Origin of the sequence: Endozoicomonas sp. NE40 (assembly GCF_040549045.1) — a bacterium.
GTDB lineage: Bacteria > Pseudomonadota > Gammaproteobacteria > Pseudomonadales > Endozoicomonadaceae > Endozoicomonas_A > Endozoicomonas_A lisbonensis.
This window is the reverse complement of record NZ_JBEWTB010000002.1, coordinates 1727509-1742568: the sequence shown is the minus strand read 5'-3', so window position 1 is coordinate 1742568 and position 15060 is coordinate 1727509. Positions and strand designations below refer to the sequence as shown.

General features: G+C 51.2%; 16 protein-coding genes. 4 read left to right on the top strand and 12 right to left on the bottom strand.

What is annotated here, in order from left to right:
- Positions 1-34: 34 nt before the first annotated feature.
- From V5J35_RS08865 to gspC, 12 genes are read right to left on the bottom strand one after another with little or no spacing between them, the layout of a single operon-like run.
- Positions 35-802 carry a type II secretion system protein N gene (locus V5J35_RS08865; RefSeq protein WP_354010904.1) on the bottom strand — a complete coding sequence of 256 codons (768 nt, stop codon included), beginning with the start codon at positions 800-802 and terminating at the stop codon, positions 35-37.
- Positions 799-1320 (bottom strand): type II secretion system protein M, encoded by a 522-nt coding sequence (locus V5J35_RS08860; protein ID WP_354010903.1) that lies wholly within the window; start codon positions 1318-1320, stop codon positions 799-801. The genes V5J35_RS08865 and V5J35_RS08860 overlap by 4 nt, the downstream gene beginning before the upstream one ends.
- The gene (gene gspL / locus V5J35_RS08855; protein WP_354010902.1) at positions 1317-2552 is read right to left on the bottom strand and encodes a type II secretion system protein GspL; all 1236 of its coding nucleotides are present in this window, start codon (positions 2550-2552) and stop codon (positions 1317-1319) included. The genes V5J35_RS08860 and gspL overlap by 4 nt, the downstream gene beginning before the upstream one ends.
- A complete protein-coding gene (gene gspK / locus V5J35_RS08850; RefSeq protein WP_354010901.1) occupies positions 2549-3532 on the bottom strand; it encodes a type II secretion system minor pseudopilin GspK in 984 nt (327 codons plus the stop codon). Before gspK ends, gspL begins: the two co-directional genes overlap by 4 nt.
- On the bottom strand, positions 3532-4167 hold the full coding sequence (gene gspJ, locus V5J35_RS08845; RefSeq protein ID WP_354010900.1) for a type II secretion system minor pseudopilin GspJ: 636 nt from the start codon (positions 4165-4167) through the stop codon (positions 3532-3534). Before gspJ ends, gspK begins: the two co-directional genes overlap by 1 nt.
- Complete coding sequence (gene gspI, locus V5J35_RS08840; protein WP_354011381.1) at positions 4164-4583, bottom strand: type II secretion system minor pseudopilin GspI; 420 nt, start codon at positions 4581-4583, stop codon at positions 4164-4166. The genes gspJ and gspI overlap by 4 nt, the downstream gene beginning before the upstream one ends.
- Positions 4583-5161: a type II secretion system minor pseudopilin GspH gene (gspH, locus tag V5J35_RS08835; RefSeq protein WP_354010899.1), complete on the bottom strand. Its 579-nt coding sequence runs from the start codon at positions 5159-5161 to the stop codon at positions 4583-4585. Before gspH ends, gspI begins: the two co-directional genes overlap by 1 nt.
- Before the next feature lie 14 nt (positions 5162-5175).
- Positions 5176-5628, bottom strand: coding sequence for a type II secretion system major pseudopilin GspG (gene gspG / locus V5J35_RS08830; protein WP_354010898.1), 453 nt, complete (start codon positions 5626-5628; stop codon positions 5176-5178).
- Between the two features lie 24 nt (positions 5629-5652).
- Positions 5653-6879: a type II secretion system inner membrane protein GspF gene (gene gspF, locus V5J35_RS08825; RefSeq protein WP_354010897.1), complete on the bottom strand. Its 1227-nt coding sequence runs from the start codon at positions 6877-6879 to the stop codon at positions 5653-5655.
- Positions 6880-6882: 3 nt separating this feature from the next.
- Positions 6883-8403 (bottom strand): type II secretion system ATPase GspE, encoded by a 1521-nt coding sequence (gene gspE, locus V5J35_RS08820; RefSeq protein ID WP_354010896.1) that lies wholly within the window; start codon positions 8401-8403, stop codon positions 6883-6885.
- The gene (gene gspD, locus V5J35_RS08815) at positions 8381-10540 is read right to left on the bottom strand and encodes a type II secretion system secretin GspD (RefSeq protein ID WP_354010895.1); all 2160 of its coding nucleotides are present in this window, start codon (positions 10538-10540) and stop codon (positions 8381-8383) included. Before gspD ends, gspE begins: the two co-directional genes overlap by 23 nt.
- Complete coding sequence (gene gspC, locus V5J35_RS08810; RefSeq protein ID WP_354011380.1) at positions 10537-11451, bottom strand: type II secretion system protein GspC; 915 nt, start codon at positions 11449-11451, stop codon at positions 10537-10539. Before gspC ends, gspD begins: the two co-directional genes overlap by 4 nt.
- 404 nt (positions 11452-11855) lie before the next feature.
- Here gspC and V5J35_RS08805 point away from each other — a divergent pair, with 404 nt between their 5' ends.
- From V5J35_RS08805 to V5J35_RS24335, 4 genes are all read left to right on the top strand, one after another.
- Positions 11856-12461: an acyloxyacyl hydrolase gene (locus tag V5J35_RS08805; protein ID WP_354010894.1), complete on the top strand. Its 606-nt coding sequence runs from the start codon at positions 11856-11858 to the stop codon at positions 12459-12461.
- A 371-nt stretch (positions 12462-12832) separates the two neighbouring features.
- Positions 12833-13261 (top strand): hypothetical protein, encoded by a 429-nt coding sequence (locus V5J35_RS08800; RefSeq protein WP_354010893.1) that lies wholly within the window; start codon positions 12833-12835, stop codon positions 13259-13261.
- A 377-nt stretch (positions 13262-13638) separates the two neighbouring features.
- A complete protein-coding gene (locus V5J35_RS08795) occupies positions 13639-14478 on the top strand; it encodes a hypothetical protein (RefSeq protein WP_354010892.1) in 840 nt (279 codons plus the stop codon).
- Between the two features lie 297 nt (positions 14479-14775).
- Positions 14776-14967: a competence protein CoiA family protein gene (locus tag V5J35_RS24335; RefSeq protein WP_472924760.1), complete on the top strand. Its 192-nt coding sequence runs from the start codon at positions 14776-14778 to the stop codon at positions 14965-14967.
- Positions 14968-15060: the final 93 nt, after the last annotated feature.

Below are 15060 nucleotides of genomic sequence, written 5' to 3'. Positions count from 1 at the left end.
TCTTATTTATAGAGCAGGCTGGGGCGAATCGCAATCACAGTCTGCCAGAAAAGCTGAGAGAGTAAGAGTCGTCGCCTTCAGACTGGCCCAGAAAATCCAGTCCCTGTTTCAGCTGGTTTGGCATTTCTTCACCCGGAGTCAGGGTGGCAGCCAGGTTAAAACTCATATTCGGGCGCAGGGTAAACTGCCCTTCTGTGGAGATGTCGCTGGAAGACTGATTAACCGAAGCCGTCAGAGTGCCGGCTTCACAGTTCAGACGTGCACCTGCATCGCCCAGACGAATATCGCCAAACGGGCTGTTGAGGCTGCTGCGTTCCAGAGCAACCAGACCATCAAGGCTCTGGCAACCCTGTCGGGTAAGGTTCATTGTCTGAACATCCAGATTGATGTTGCCCAGTACATCCACAATCACAAAATCGGGCATTGGGAACTGGGACTGTAACCACTGTGCAGTGACATCAACCGTGGTATCCGTCAGGCTGACTTCAGAGGTGGTTGCCCGGACAGTGGCTTCCGCCGACACCGGCGATTGCAGGTCCCCCACTTTGATATCCGCTTCAAGAGCCCGTCTCAGGAGGGCTGATGGCTTGATATCCCAGTTAATGGACGTCAGGGTAACGTTGTTCACAGTGACTTCCCCAGCCTGTCCGGACCAGACTGTACCACTGATATTACTGGCACTGACATTGCCTGGTACCGGAGCCACCTGATAAACAAAAGCTGCAGGCAGGTTGACCAGCAGAAAAAACGCCCAGGCCAGCAGACCAGTGAGGCTTAACCCAAGAATTTTTTTAATCTTCATCCTTCACTAAGCTCCAGACGTTCAATGCTGACAATACCCGGTGTTCGGGTCTGTTCTATACGCAGTTGCTCAATCACCACGCTGCTGCCCTGTTCCAGTTCAACCAGCCAGCCCATCAGCTGGTCAAACGGGGCGTTAGCCAGACTCACCTGCAGGCGGTTTTGCTGTGTGCGCACACCCGTCACGCGCAAACCATGATCACTGGCGCTACGATTGATTAACTGATCCAGCGGACCATTCGGACGTTCAGTGATCACCGCGCCTTTTGCCTGCAAACGCAGAATTTCAGTAGCAGTGCTTTTTACCCGGTTCAGCATTTGCTGGTGGTTCAATACTTCCTGCTGTGCCTGCTCATGCTTGTCCAGCACTGGCTGAACAATACCCATCCAGACAATCCACACCAGCAGTAAGGGAGCTGCAATGGTAATCAGCTGACGTTCCCGGGCTGAAATACCGTGCCAGTACTCTTTTGCCTGCTGTTGCAGTTGGTTCAGTTGATTCATGGCTCGTTGACTCATTGGTCGTTACTCCTGATCACCAGCGCACCGGTCACAACGTCTTCCTGCTGCTCAACCGTTTGAACGGTTACGGATACAGAGGCAGGCGCGTTTTCACGGAAACGGCTAAAGGTATTGAAGGAGTCTGACTCTGCACTCATGCGCAACTCCTGACGACTGTGGTCGTAGTCCATTTGCACAGGCTTTAACGCCGATTCGGATTTAAACGTCGGAGCCAGTTCATTCAGCAAGGCTGGCAATCCCGATTTTTCCTGGTCACCGGGCTGCTTTAAAGCACTGAGTTTCTGGTTAAGGGAATATTCCAGGCGAACCACCCGCTCGCCGGGGAACAGATCATTATAAATTGCGTTAGCTTCGGCTCTCAGGGCATCTGCCTGACTTTCGAGTCTGGCGGTACTGGCCATGTTGACCCCCAGCATTAAGGCACCGGTGGTCAGCAACAGGGCTGCTGCGGTTCGCCAGGGCTTGAGATGGCGGATAAGCATGGACTCCGGCTGGTAGTCTCCTTGCAGCAGGTTCAGGGAACTCTGTGCTGCGGGCTCCAACAGAGGTTGCAAAGCGTTGTCGTGGTAAAGATGAGCTTCGGGTTGAATCCCTGCGCCATCCGGCATCGGGCTGAGAGCCCGAACCTTTACATCATTGGATTCGCTGTGCAGGCTTTCCAGATAAAGAGGCAGCCATGACGGATCACAGGCACCTGCCTGCCACTCCCCGGTACGAACAAGATACTGGTCGTTTAATTTCAATACGGTACATTCACCGTCAGTAAATGGCAGAGCCAGGGTATCAGGCAACCATTGACGACTATTGATGCCCGCATCATGAAGCCATGTCTGCCACTGTTCCATGCAGGATCTGGCAACAACCGCCATCCAGGCTTTGCCGTTGCTGTGGCTCAGCAGGGCAAAGTGCATATCCTCCACTTCGGCGGCCAGATCATCTTCCAGGCGCCAGGGCAGGGTTTGAAGAACGGTTCGGTTCAGCTTGCCCGGATGCTCCAGAGCATGCAGGCCAACAGCTTCACCGGGAACCAGAACTTTACAGCGATGGGTGCTGGTCAGCTTTTGCAGTTCACCAAGATCTGCAACCGATGTCATACCGCAATCACTGTCTGTGGACCAGTAAACGGCGTCGTCTGCTTCCAGAGGTAGACGAATAACCAGCAGGTTTTTGGCGGTGCCGCTTGTTGACGGTTGTTTTATCGTATTACTGTTCAAAGGGTCGCTTGTCATAAAAAGGCACCGAATTTACGACGTACAACCGATAGTCTGTCGTCGTCATTGCGTCTTAGCAAACTGTGTAAGCCTGTACGTGTTCCGGCAAATTCGCTGTTAGCACGTAATTCAAAATAAGAACTGTTAACGGTAATCAAAGATCGTACATTGCTGTCGTTGTAATTGGCCAGCAGAGAGCTGTTCAGGAATTCATCGACCGTATCCCAGCCATTGGCAGGGCGTTGCTCCAGCACGCGGCGCGCCTGATCAATGGGCAGATCACCTTCATACAGTGCTGTCAGCAGTTCAGGCTGATCAGCAGGAATGGTATTAACATTAACTTCCAGCCGACTGGATGGTGTGGCACAGAGATAAGGCAGTACTCGCAGGGCGATGCCCTGGGAAACCCCGGCTACCGAGCGCCAGACGCTGATATCACGCATAGCGGTCTGTCCGGCAAGATGAGGCACCGGGCGGGACATATAGTGGTCATCACCGTACTGGGTGTAGTCTTCGCCGTTGTAAACCCAGTCTCTGGTCGCCCAGCTGATGCTCATGGCTTCACTGGTACTGATTCCCAGCTCTTCCAGCAGGTAAGCAAAGATATCGACTTCCAGAGGCGTAGAACCATCCGTGTTGTCGGAGACATTCATGGAATTAACATTAAAACACCCCTGCGCATCACGAATCTCGCCGGCAATGCTGCCATTTTCAACCGGGAACACCATGCCTTCCGTCGCCCAGTACTGGCTAAGATGAATCACACCATCATCGTCGTCAAAACTCTGTTTCAGAACCCGAACGGCTAAATCTTCTGCCGACAGTGCATACCAGCGAGCCTGTTCCAGCTGTTGTCGCCCGGTGGTTTTACGCAACTGATTACGGTAGGAAAAGGTTACTTCCGCAACAATCAGGGTCATCAGGGTGAGGATCAGCATGATACTCAACAGGGCAACGCCCTGTTGTTTGTGACGAATATTACGCAGAGCTGGAGTCATCAGGCACTCTCCCACTCATCAGGCAGCAGGAAGCGGCGTTCAATCATGCCCAGGTCCTGCAGGTCCATTTCAATCAACAGACCTTCAGGCAGTTGTCCGTTGTCTTGTAATGTGTTGTTCCAGTCACCGTTATAGAAAAAGCGAAACTTCAGGCTGTTCACACCGCTCAGCAGTTCCCGGTTCACAGGCTCGGCGTTTTGTAACGGGTCGAGCACATGGTGATGCATGCGTTCCAGACGGTTGCTTTTCAGACGATAGGAAACGCGTTGTAGTTCAGAACGTGGCAGTTGTTGGGTCGGGTTGCGCCAGTTACTGCGAACGAAGGCAATGGCCTGATCATCGGTATTCAGCATATTGCCATCAGAAAACAGGCTTTGCGTCGATACATGTCCATCGGTACGGACACCACGGTCAACCAGCTGACGGAAGTCCTGCTCCAGCACCAGCATGGTGTATTCCACTTCCCTCAGTCGATTCAGCTGTGAACCGGTAATCTCTCTGGCGTCGATGACGCTCATAAATAACTGGCGACCACTCAGGGTCAGCAGGCTGAAAATAGCGATGGCGACCAGCATCTCCAGCAGGGTAAAGCCCTTTTGCCGCTTTACAGGCTGCTTCTTTAAGGACAGCGTCATTGCCGCACCATATACGTTTGCAGGGTTTCCAGAGGCGAGACCTTGTCATCCTCCTGGTCCCTGACTTCTACCTGAACCATGCGGAAATCGTCGCTGGTGGTTTTTACGCTACGTTTGCGGATATGCCATTCAGTGTTTGCCATATCGACGCTGTAAGACTCCCAGTTCTCCTTTGGCCACTGTTGTTCTAAACGAATCGTCGTCAATTCGTTATCCGCCACCCACCGGGCAATGGTTTTCTGTCGCATGTAAAGCGTGTTGCTGACGTTTGCACCAACGGCCTGGGTAATACCAATGCCGACAATGGCAAGAATCGACAGTGCCATCATCACTTCCAGCAGGGTGAAGCCTTTCTGATTCCGCAGTGTCTGTTTATCTGGCGTCTGTTTAAGTAGTGTCTGTCTCGATCGGGCCATCACGATGGGCTATCCTCTGAAAAATGCACGTCGCCGGTTTCTTCAACCTGAATGGTAAACGACGGAAGGCGACTGGATAGCCGATTCGTAGAATTAGAAGACTGAATGCTGAAAACAATCTCTGCCGGAGTCATATCGCCTGATGACCAGATATAAAGATGTGGCTCTTTCATCTCTTCAGGTTTGGTAAACCAGTCTTCCAGCAGAGTGTCCTGTTGCTGCTGTTGCAGAGACGTGTGCCAGACGGTTTCGCCCGGCGTAAAACGCATTCGGAAGTTTTCTTCAAGAGTGGTCTGACGTAGCAGGCGATCGTGGGTAATGGATTCCCAGCCGTCCTCACCAAACTGCACAAATTCATAGTCGTTGTCGTTGATCACAACGCCCAGGTCGCGGCCACTGAGAATGGCTTCTTCATGGGCGGTTTCAACCAGAACGGCAAAACGCTCTGCCGCTCTTTGCAGTTCAGCGCTGCCATTGCTGAATGTGATATTTGGCACCACCACCGAGGTAGCCAGTCCCAGCAACAGCAGAACCAGCATGATTTCCAGCAGAGTGAAGCCTTTGTGGTGGTGCGTCATGCTCAATAACCGTGTCAGGAAGGCAGGTCCCAGTTACCGATGTCAGTATCGGTGCCAGGCTGGCCGTCAGGACCGGCGGAGAAAATATCAATCTCACCGTACTGACCAGGGTTCTGCAGGAAGTAGTCGTTACCCCAAGGGTCTTTCGGCAGGCGACGGATGTAGCCATTTGCGCGGTAGCCTGTCGGTTCCGGAGAGCCTGTTGGTTTAGAAATCAGTGACTCCAGTCCCTGCTGGGTTGTTGGATAGTGATTGTTGTCCAGACGGTACATATCCAGAGCATTTTCCAGAGCAACAATATCGCTCACCGCCTTCTGCATGTCCGCTCTTTCCTTGTTACCGATGACATTAGGTGCAACAAGGCTGGCCAGAACACCCAGAATCACGATTACCACCATGATTTCCAGTAGGGTGAAGCCGGACTGTTTTTTATTGACCGGTCTTGGTCGTTGGATTTTTGAACGCATAACTTTTTTCCTTAATTCAATCTATCAACCACTGACAAGCGAGTTAAGATCCAGCATGGGTGTCAGGATGGCCATCACGATAAACAGCACCATGCCTGCCATAATCAGGATCAGAAGCGGGGCGAAAACACCCAGGGCAATGTTTACCTGAGACTCAAACTGTCTGTCCTGTGCATCGGCAGCACGCGTCAGCATCTGTTCCAGCTCACCGGATTTTTCACCACTGGCGATGATATGCAGCATCATGGGTGGGAACAATTGTGTCTTATCCAGTGCCGTCCACAGGCTGGAACCTTCCCGTACCCGCTCGGACGCTTCTTTCAGTGCCTGACGAATATGCGCATTAATCAGTACATCGCTGGCGACCTTCATGCCGTCCAGCAAAGGTACCGAACTGGTGGTAAGAATGCTGAGGGTTCGGGCAAAACGTGCAGTATCCACGCCTGCTGATACATCGCCTGCCACGGGGACTTTCAGAAACCATTTGTCGTGTTTCAGTCGCAGCTTAGGTTTTGTGAGAAGTCTTTGTCGTACAACCAGCAGAACCATAAGGGTGATAAGAACATGCAGGCCGTAGTCCCGCACAAAATCACTCATAGCGATCAGGGCCAGTGTCATATCCGGCAGCTCCTGACCCATATGGGCGAACTGATCAACCACCGTTGGAACCACCGTTGCCAGCAGGGCAGCAACGACACCAATGGCGACTATCGTCAGAATGACCGGATAGATCATCGCCTGAATCAGTTTGCCTTTGATCTGCTGTTGCTGTTCGCTGTAGTCAGCAAGGCGTTCCAGCACCACATCCAGATGACCAGACTTCTCACCGGCAGCGACCATGGACCGGTACAGGCGGTCGAAGGCTTTCGGGTAGCTGGCAAGGCTGTCTGCCAGTGTCTGACCCTCCAGAACTCTGGAGCGGATCGCCGTGATCATGGCTTTCAGGTGGTTTTTCTGCAGCTGTTTAGCCAGTGCCTGCAGGCACTCTTCCAGCGGAATGGCTGCGGCGACCAGGGTGGCCAGTTGACGTGTCAGTAGCGCCACTTCAGCCGGTGTCGCATTCTTTTCAAACAGGTTGATGGAGAATGAACGACGCTCGGTGTCTGTTTTCTCAGTTGCTGGCTCGATAGAGACCGGTGCCAGGCCGTCGGAACGCAATTGCTGGCGCAACTGTCTGGGAGAATCCGCTTCCAGTACGCCTTTTTTCTTCCGGCCTTTGGCATCCAGAGCTTCATAGGCAAAAACAGCCATGTCTTACTCCTCTCTGGTAACCCTGAGCACTTCTTCCATGGAGGTAATGCCTTTCAGCACCTTGCTGAAACCGTCCTGCTGAATGCTCGGGGTATGCTTGCGGATTTCTGCTTCAATCGCCTGTTCACCGGCACCGTCGTGAATCAGGTTGCGTACTGTGTCGTCCACCAGAAACAGTTCGTGGATACCGGTTCGTCCCCGGTAGCCGAGCTGGTTGCACTCATCACAGCCTCTGGCATCCCAGACCGTTGCCGGTGAATGGCCAGCCAGCCTCATCATGGCTCGTTCGCTGGCAGAAGGTTCACGGGGCTGACGGCAATCCGGACACAGGGTACGCACCAGTCGTTGCGCCAGAACGCCCAGCAGACTGGACGACAGCAGGAAGGGTTCAATGCCCATGTCCCGCATTCGGGTCACTGCACCAATGGCGGTGTTGGTGTGCAGGGTGCTGAGAACCAGGTGACCCGTCAGGGACGCCTGAATACTGATTTCAGCCGTTTCAAGGTCACGAATCTCACCCACCATCACCACGTCAGGGTCCTGACGGAGAATGGCACGCAGACCCCGGGCGAACGTCATATCTACTTTCGGGTTAACCTGTGTCTGACCAACGCCTTCTATGTCAAACTCTACCGGGTCTTCCACCGTCAGAATGTTGCGCTCGGTGCTGTTGATCGAACTGAGACCGGCATAGAGTGTCGTACTCTTACCGGAACCGGTTGGACCCGTGACCAGCAAAATGCCATGAGGTTTAAGCAATAGCTCGCTGACCGTGTCACGGATGGATTCGGTCATACCCAGACTGGTCATATCCAGCTGAACACTGCTTCGGTCGAGAAGACGCAGTACAATTCGTTCGCCATGACGGGAGGGCAGGGTAGAAACACGCACGTCAATGGCCCGACCACCAAGGCGCAGGGAAATACGACCATCTTGTGGCACACGTTTTTCAGCAATGTCGAGTTTCGCCATGACCTTGATACGGGACACCAGCAACGCCGCCAGCTTACGCTGTGGGCGCAGAATCTCGCGCAACACGCCGTCGATCCGGAAACGGATGATCAGCATGTTCTCAAAGGTTTCGATATGAATATCCGACGCACCATCCTTAATGGCTTCACCCAGCATGGCGTTAATCATGCGGATGATTGGCGCACCGTCGTCGGCTTCCAGCAGGTCTTCATTGTCGGGCAGTTCTTCAGCCAGCGACTGCAGACCTTCATCGTTACCAATATCCTGCATCAGCTGGCGGGCAGCGGATGAGTCCTGCTGGTAAAAGGCTGCAATACGTGCGTCGAAATCAGCGTCTTCCAGCTTTTCAATGGTAAACGGTCTGGCTGTTAAACGACGAACTTCGCTTAATGCATGACGTTCAGGCATGCCGTGATACAGCAGGTGATAATCACCGGCTTCATTCTGTTCCAGCAGTACGCCAAACTTCTGGGCGAAGTGGAAGGGCAGAGTGATCATCTCTGCCTGTTCGCCGGATTGCTCAGGGGCTTCAGCCGTTGGACTCTGCGTCATCACCGTCGCCCTTCTCAAGTTGTTCAGCTTCCGCCTGTTCAATCAGCTGGCGGGCTTCTTCCAGTCGGCGCGCCTGTTTGATGGCGTTATTTTCATCCATCTGGCGGCGGGTTTCTTTCAGAATGTCCTGCGGTGACATATCTTCGGACAGTACCGGGATGCGTGCATTGGGTAACAGGTCAACGCCTTTGGCGGCACGATCCAGCTGACGGGCGCGCATGTAGCCGTATTTTCTGCCACTGATTTCAGTCAGGGTGTGGTCGTCACGAATAATGGTCGGGCGGATAAACACCATCAGGTTACGTTTGCTGACGGTATTGGACGTTGAGCGGAACAGACGGCCGATAAAGGGAATGTCGCCCAGCAGCGGCACCTTAGATTCGCTTTCCTGAACGTTTTCGTCGATCAGACCACCAATGACCACTGTGTCGCCACTGCCCACCATCACCGAGGTTTGTACCTGACGGGTGGCAAAGGTGATATCAACCGGTGTCGTACCGTTGATGTTGGACACTTCCTGTTCAATATCCAGCTTAACGGCATTACCTTCGTTCACCTGGGGCTTGATGCTCAGCTTGATACCCACTTCCCGACGTTCAATGGTCTGGAACGGATTGTCGTTGTTGGCACTGGAGGTGGCACCGGTCAGGGTAGGCACTTCATCACCGACAATAAACGACGCTTCTTCGTTATCCAGTGTCATCAGGCTGGGTGTTGCCAGTACGTTGGATTCAGAAGACGAAGTAACGGCCTGAAGCAGTGCGGTCCAGTCGCCCATTGATGCGGTGAAGGCTGCACCGGATACACCGGAGAGGGCTTGGGCTAGCACCGACCAGTCGCCGGGTGTATCAGGGTTTTCTATACGACCAAGATCTGGGTCGATAATTACTGAACCTTCTTTGGATTGAGCTTCCCTCATACCATACATGATCTGACCAATAGGAACGGTCTGACCATTCTGGAACTGCATCAGGCCGCCTTTCTCGCTACCCAGCTGCATCGACAGGTTGATGCCATCGCCATCAGCCACTTCCACGATAATGGCTTCAACCAGCACCTGTGCGCGGCGAATATCGAGCTGCTGAATAACGCTTTCCAGTACGCCCATCATATCCGGTTGTGCGGTGACAACCAGCGCGTTGGTCTGCTCATGGACATTGATGCTGAAGTTGGTGCCGGGGGTTGTCGTGTTCTGGGAACCGGTCTGCTCGGCAATAACGGTTTGTCCAACACCTTCAAGGACTTCTCTCAGGTCTTCGGCAACGGCATAACGCAGGTAGAAAACACGGGTGTTACCAGTGGTTTCCTGCTCGGCGTCCAGACGGGATACCAGATTTTTAATCCGCAGTACCTGAGACGACTCTCCGGAAATAATCAGGCGGTTGCCCACTTCGTCGGCAACAATGGCAGGATTGCCCGATACGTTGCTTTTACCACCTGACTCGCTATTCAAAGCCCTGAGGATTCGGGACATCTCATTGGCAGAGCCGTGTTTCAGATTGATAATCTCAACGGTCTTGCCGCCAGCGTTATCAATACGCTGAACAATATCCACCAGTCTTTCAATGTTGGCAGCCCGACCGGTCATCAACAGAATGTTGGACGGATCGTAATGAACGACGTTGCCAGCGGTGTCATTCAACTGTCGAAGAATGGGCGACAGCTCTCGTACAGGAACGTTCTTGACCGGCATCACCCAGCTGATCATTTCGTCGCCAGCTCCCGGCTCGCTCGAATCGATGACCCGGATAGCCGAGGTTTTCGCTTCTTTGTCCCGAACCACTTTCAGAATGCCGCTGGGTTGTTCGACCACGGCAAAACCGTGAACTTCCAGCACGCTCAGGAAAAACTGGTAGTACTGTTCTTCGTTCAGGGTTTCGTAGGAACGAACCGTGATGGAACCCTGTACCGACGGGTCGACAATAATGGTTTTGTTGAGGTTGGCGCTGACTGTGTTGACGAATTCTTCAACTTTGGCGTTCTGGAAGCTTGCCGAAAACTCATCGGCAAACGCCTGCCCTGCCAGGGTCGTGTTAATGACAAGAGTACCAGCGCTCAACATGATACCGGCTGCGATTGGGCGCAGTGAACGACGCAAGGCGTCTGCTCCCCTGAAAAATGCTTTGTGTTGCTTCATGATGATAAGTCGATCTGGTAAATCTGGCCCTGACGTTCAATCGTCAGCGAAATCTGGTCGAGGTTTGGCAGTTCCTGCATCAGCTTCATGGCTTCCATGTTGTTGGTCAGGTCGATGCCGTTAATGGACAGGGCAATGTCGTTATTTTGCAGACCTGCCGCCTTGAATAAATCAGGGCGTGATCTGGGGTTTATTCGATATCCTGCCAGCTTGCCATCCCTGCGTACCGGTGTAATGCTGATCAGCTCAGCAATGGATGTGGGATTGTTACGGAGTTCCGCACTCAGCTCCTGAAGGTTTGATGAAGATTCAGCGGAAGCGGATGTTGGCCGGGCGGCTGTTCTCTGTTCAGGGTTGTTCGGGTAAAGCAGCAGGGCTTCATGCTGGCCATTATTCCTGACAATCACCCGGTCCGGATAGATATCGACCACTTCTGCATTGGCACCATTCAGGCGATCACCAATACGGTAGGTTTTGTCTTCTGACCGGAAGTTGATAATGGCAAGGGAGCGTTCAGGCACGCTGCTGGCAACAATGCCGGTAATGCGGGCGCTGAGCCTGGAGCGAGGCACCGAGTCCGGATCAATCGTGTTGGCGGTTTCAGCCTCTGGTGCTGGTGGCGTTCCAAACAGGTGTAAGCTGGCCAGCTCAGGATAAGCCTGACTGCCGTTATCCTGCTGTTGAGACGACACTGCCTGACTTTTCCAGCTGTTGGAATCGCTGGTCTCAACAGGTATCAGCTGCCAGGTCACTTTTGCCAGTTGCTGGGCCAGCAGAATGACCAGAAGCACCTCGCAGAGCAAAATTAACCAGCGATTACTCAGCCCGGAAAGTTTCAGTGACTGGGGAGTGTTGGAAATCACTCTGGATATTGTTTCAAGAGGCTTGTTTTTGTTAAACGCGATGGGCATGGACACTCATTTATTACCAGTCAGTACAGTGGTGCGTAGCTGTGTTTTCCTCTCCCTGCTCAATGCACTGATCTTTCTAACTGTCAGAAAGCTAACTGACAGGAAACTTTCTGATAGGAAACTTTCTGATAGGAAACTTTCTGATAGAAAGCTATGCAAATGCTTCAGGCTGTATCCTTCAAGCCTACGGGGCCAGGGCATAATCATACTATCGTACACACTTAGTGAAAAACAGTCATGAGATAAGTCAAGAGAAGTGCTAGTTTGCGCAATGTTTGTGACATTTGAATGACGGTAAAGAAGTCTTCAGTTCTCTATTAATAAGTAATGGTTTGTGACACTATGTAACTGCTCATAAAGGGTAGGTATTTCCCGTATAAAAACTAGAAAATGAGTAGAACGATATGGATAAAAAAGTCTTGCTGGGTTGCTCTCTGGGCCTTATTTCAAGCGCTTTAGTGTCTTTTTCTCCGCAGGCGGTTGCACAATTTGACAGCCTCAGGATTGCTTATGGATCAGCATTTACTCCTGATGTTGTGGCAGGTGACCTTCGACTGGCAGCAAGATGGCATATCAAGGATTTTGAAAAAGGGTATAACGGTGACTGGCAAAGGCGTTTGATGGTTGAAGCCGTTTATACCTACTGGCACAGCACCATCAGCAGCTCTGCAAACAAGAGCGCCAGAGGCGCCGATAATATACATGGCTTTTTTATCACTCCGGTGTTTCGTCTGGAAGATACCGGACCAGCTTCTGTTAATCCGTACCTCGAGGCTGGCCTGGGTGTTGGTGGTATCAGCGATGATGAAATACGGCGCAAGGGTCGTGTCTATCCATTGCGTAAAAGTTCACACTTCCAGTTTGAAGTAAAAGTCGGTGGTGGTTTTATATTTGGCGAACAGCGGCAGTTTGAATTAGGGGCTCAGTGGGTTCACTACTCTAATGGAAATACTGCTCAGCCTAACTATAGTTTTGATGCTCTTCAGCTAGAGGGCGTTTACCGCTTTTAGCATTTTCGCCGTAAGCCTCCCTACTTTGAGTGGGGAGATATAATACCCAAAGGGCATAAAGGCGGGAGTCCGCAAAGACTCCGGTTGAGTTTTTGACATAGCTATTTCACTGTTCTATGTTGCTCCTGGCTTTAATTGGTCGTTATCGAAAACCAAGTGACAACCAGTGTTACAAAGCCCAAAATTCAAAACTTAAACCGGACGGGCTAGCCGGTTCTGCTGATGGAGGCTTCTGTGTAAGTCCAGTCGTTATAGACTGGCTGTAGCCTGTGAAGTCAGAAGCCCCCTACTTCAATTGGGGGAGCATGTCACTAGCAGTTGATTCGGAGAGACGGCATACTCGCTGTTTTCCTTTGCAGGAATTAATGGGTATGTCTGTGCTTCGTTCGCGTCTTATTATTCTGGTTCTGGCAGCTGTTGCTGTTTTTATCTTTTTCTTTTATTCAACATCAGTGAAAGAAACGGCTCCTCACCCGGCTATAAATGCTGAGTCGTTTAATAATGCACTGCAGGAGCAAATCAATACTAAACAGCAGACGCTCTCGGTTCTTTCTGAAAGCTATGACGAACCGCTGGATGAACTGATCAGTCGTCAGGCTGCCAGTTATGGGGTAGGTGTCGCGATAACGAAGTCGAACTGGCAGAAAGCTGAAGTCAGTGTATTGCAGGGAGATCCTGAACAGCTGGTTGAGTGGTTGTCTGAACTGGCAGTGGTGAATGGTGTTCAGATACAAAGCCTGCATCTGTTATCCGACAGTAGTCAGCCGTTTACGATTGATCATCTGGTTCTGGTGCGATGAAAGGCTGATGCACAGCCCGGAGGCTGTGCAGAACAAAGCTGTGAATTGTCGAACAGAAATCGGATACGAGAGTGTTTGCGTAAGAATCAGTAAACAGTTGATGACAAAGTTCCATACCCATCCGGACGGTCAGGCGGTAAATCCGACAGTTTTCCAGGGCTGGCAAAGTTATTGAATATGTTTCATGCTGACTCCCGTATGGTCAATTCAGGAGTTTTTGTGACATACCTTGACTGTTCAGTTGAGGTAAAAAGCACAGTGAAAATATGTCACTCCAAACCGGTGGAAGAAAACTCATTTCAAAACGGAGAGTTTGCACATGTGGTTGAAGTGTTTGTTTTGAATGTCACCGGTGCTTATTTACTATGGAGGTGTTTATGATTCCTCTGCAAGTTTTGTGTGATCAGTGTGCGGATGCATTGAGCCTGGGGTCTGATGGAGAGCAGAGTATTATTGATTTCTGGAATAGACACTCGCTGGTTATCAATAGGGATCAGCAGTTGGATCGTGTCCTGATGAGTATTAAGTGTGAGCCAGCCCACTTATTTGGTCGGCGTGGGCGGACGCCAGCAACCAGACTGGTCGAGTCATACAGGTCATACGGATCGTGTGAATCATACGATGTGATCTTCAGTGGTGAGTCCACTGAACTTATCAGAAGCGGTCAGGGGACTGCGGAGGCAGGATCGCAGACAAATCTTCACGAGTTTTTTTTTCGTGCGCACCATGTGATCAGTAAGGTGTACCGATGCGTATATTTAAGAAGCTCTTTATTACTGAAGCATAATCAGAATTTGATAGAGCTACTTAATGGCTTTTCCTATGAGGCGATCCAGAACCTTACTCAGCCACAAATTAACGATCTTTTGGAGCTGCTTACACAACTGGAAGGTATGATTGGTCAGATGGAGGCCGTTTCAAGAGGTGCTTCCAGTCTTCAGGAGATGCATAGGTTAACGCTATGGGGGAGTTTTTACGGAGTGTTTGCGTCACTGATACTCAGTTTTTTCACAATGCTGCTAGGTGGTGCCTATGCCTATTCGTTGTGTCGTGGGTTTGATAAGAAAAGTTGTCTGGAGCCAGAGCTTGGTATGGTTGTTGGCTGTGCCGGGATTGTGTTTTTTGTGGCGCTGTGCATCATTTTCCGTAAACGCTGTGACCCGATCTTGAAGGTCGCGCGCCGAAGAGAGACAAGGGCAAGCATTCGTGAGGTTTGAAGAAGTCAGGTCGTTCTTTTGCACCTGAGCGTTAGGTTATACCAATAAAAAAGCCTCGTAAATCAAAGATCTACGAGGCTATTTCTATATTAAGAGTTGGTGGAGGCGGCGGGATTTGAACCCGCGTACATTGCATAAAAATCAGCTACTTATCTGAGCAGGCTGTCAGAATGCTGTCATTCTGACAGGTGCTTTTATTTTGCACAGATCATGGTTTTCGGGGATTTGCCACTGCAGGTATTGGTCTTTTTCCTCTGGTATGTTCTCCTGAGTATGCAGTAAAGGGGGGATGCTGTTATGCCACTGATCGCACGGAACATAAGGACTAAAGAGCGGGTAAACGTTTTTCGCTTCAAAGATCCTAAACAAGAGCTGAAAAAAGAGGATCTGGAGTGTCCTTTTTGTCATCAGCCATTTTTTATTAGGGGAGGGGTTGGTACTTCTGTCAGAGCTCACTTTGCACACTATACAGACTGTAGTAGTGACTAAGACCGCCACCCTGAAAGCCCTGAACATCTGTACTTTAAAGGGTGCAATTAAAAGTGTTCCCCGGTCAGCAATTTCCCAGAACTTGGCCATAAT

Bases quoted from the DNA above. Each gene is read 5' to 3' on its own strand.
- V5J35_RS08805 (WP_354010894.1), top strand. From the start codon at position 11,856: ATGGATAAAAAAGTCTTGCTGGGTTGCTCTCTGGGCCTTATTTCAAGC.
- gspC (WP_354011380.1), bottom strand. From the start codon at position 11,451: ATGCCCATCGCGTTTAACAAAAACAAGCCTCTTGAAACAATATCCAGA.
- V5J35_RS08795 (WP_354010892.1), top strand. From the start codon at position 13,639: ATGATTCCTCTGCAAGTTTTGTGTGATCAGTGTGCGGATGCATTGAGC.
- V5J35_RS24335 (WP_472924760.1), top strand. From the start codon at position 14,776: ATGCCACTGATCGCACGGAACATAAGGACTAAAGAGCGGGTAAACGTT.
- V5J35_RS08800 (WP_354010893.1), top strand. From the start codon at position 12,833: ATGTCTGTGCTTCGTTCGCGTCTTATTATTCTGGTTCTGGCAGCTGTT.
- gspD (WP_354010895.1), bottom strand. From the start codon at position 10,540: ATGAAGCAACACAAAGCATTTTTCAGGGGAGCAGACGCCTTGCGTCGT.
- gspG (WP_354010898.1), bottom strand. From the start codon at position 5,628: ATGCGTTCAAAAATCCAACGACCAAGACCGGTCAATAAAAAACAGTCC.
- gspE (WP_354010896.1), bottom strand. From the start codon at position 8,403: ATGACGCAGAGTCCAACGGCTGAAGCCCCTGAGCAATCCGGCGAACAG.
- gspL (WP_354010902.1), bottom strand. From the start codon at position 2,552: ATGACAAGCGACCCTTTGAACAGTAATACGATAAAACAACCGTCAACA.
- V5J35_RS08860 (WP_354010903.1), bottom strand. From the start codon at position 1,320: ATGAGTCAACGAGCCATGAATCAACTGAACCAACTGCAACAGCAGGCA.
- gspK (WP_354010901.1), bottom strand. From the start codon at position 3,532: ATGACTCCAGCTCTGCGTAATATTCGTCACAAACAACAGGGCGTTGCC.
- gspI (WP_354011381.1), bottom strand. From the start codon at position 4,583: ATGGCCCGATCGAGACAGACACTACTTAAACAGACGCCAGATAAACAG.
- V5J35_RS08865 (WP_354010904.1), bottom strand. From the start codon at position 802: ATGAAGATTAAAAAAATTCTTGGGTTAAGCCTCACTGGTCTGCTGGCC.
- gspF (WP_354010897.1), bottom strand. From the start codon at position 6,879: ATGGCTGTTTTTGCCTATGAAGCTCTGGATGCCAAAGGCCGGAAGAAA.
- gspJ (WP_354010900.1), bottom strand. From the start codon at position 4,167: ATGACGCTGTCCTTAAAGAAGCAGCCTGTAAAGCGGCAAAAGGGCTTT.
- gspH (WP_354010899.1), bottom strand. From the start codon at position 5,161: ATGACGCACCACCACAAAGGCTTCACTCTGCTGGAAATCATGCTGGTT.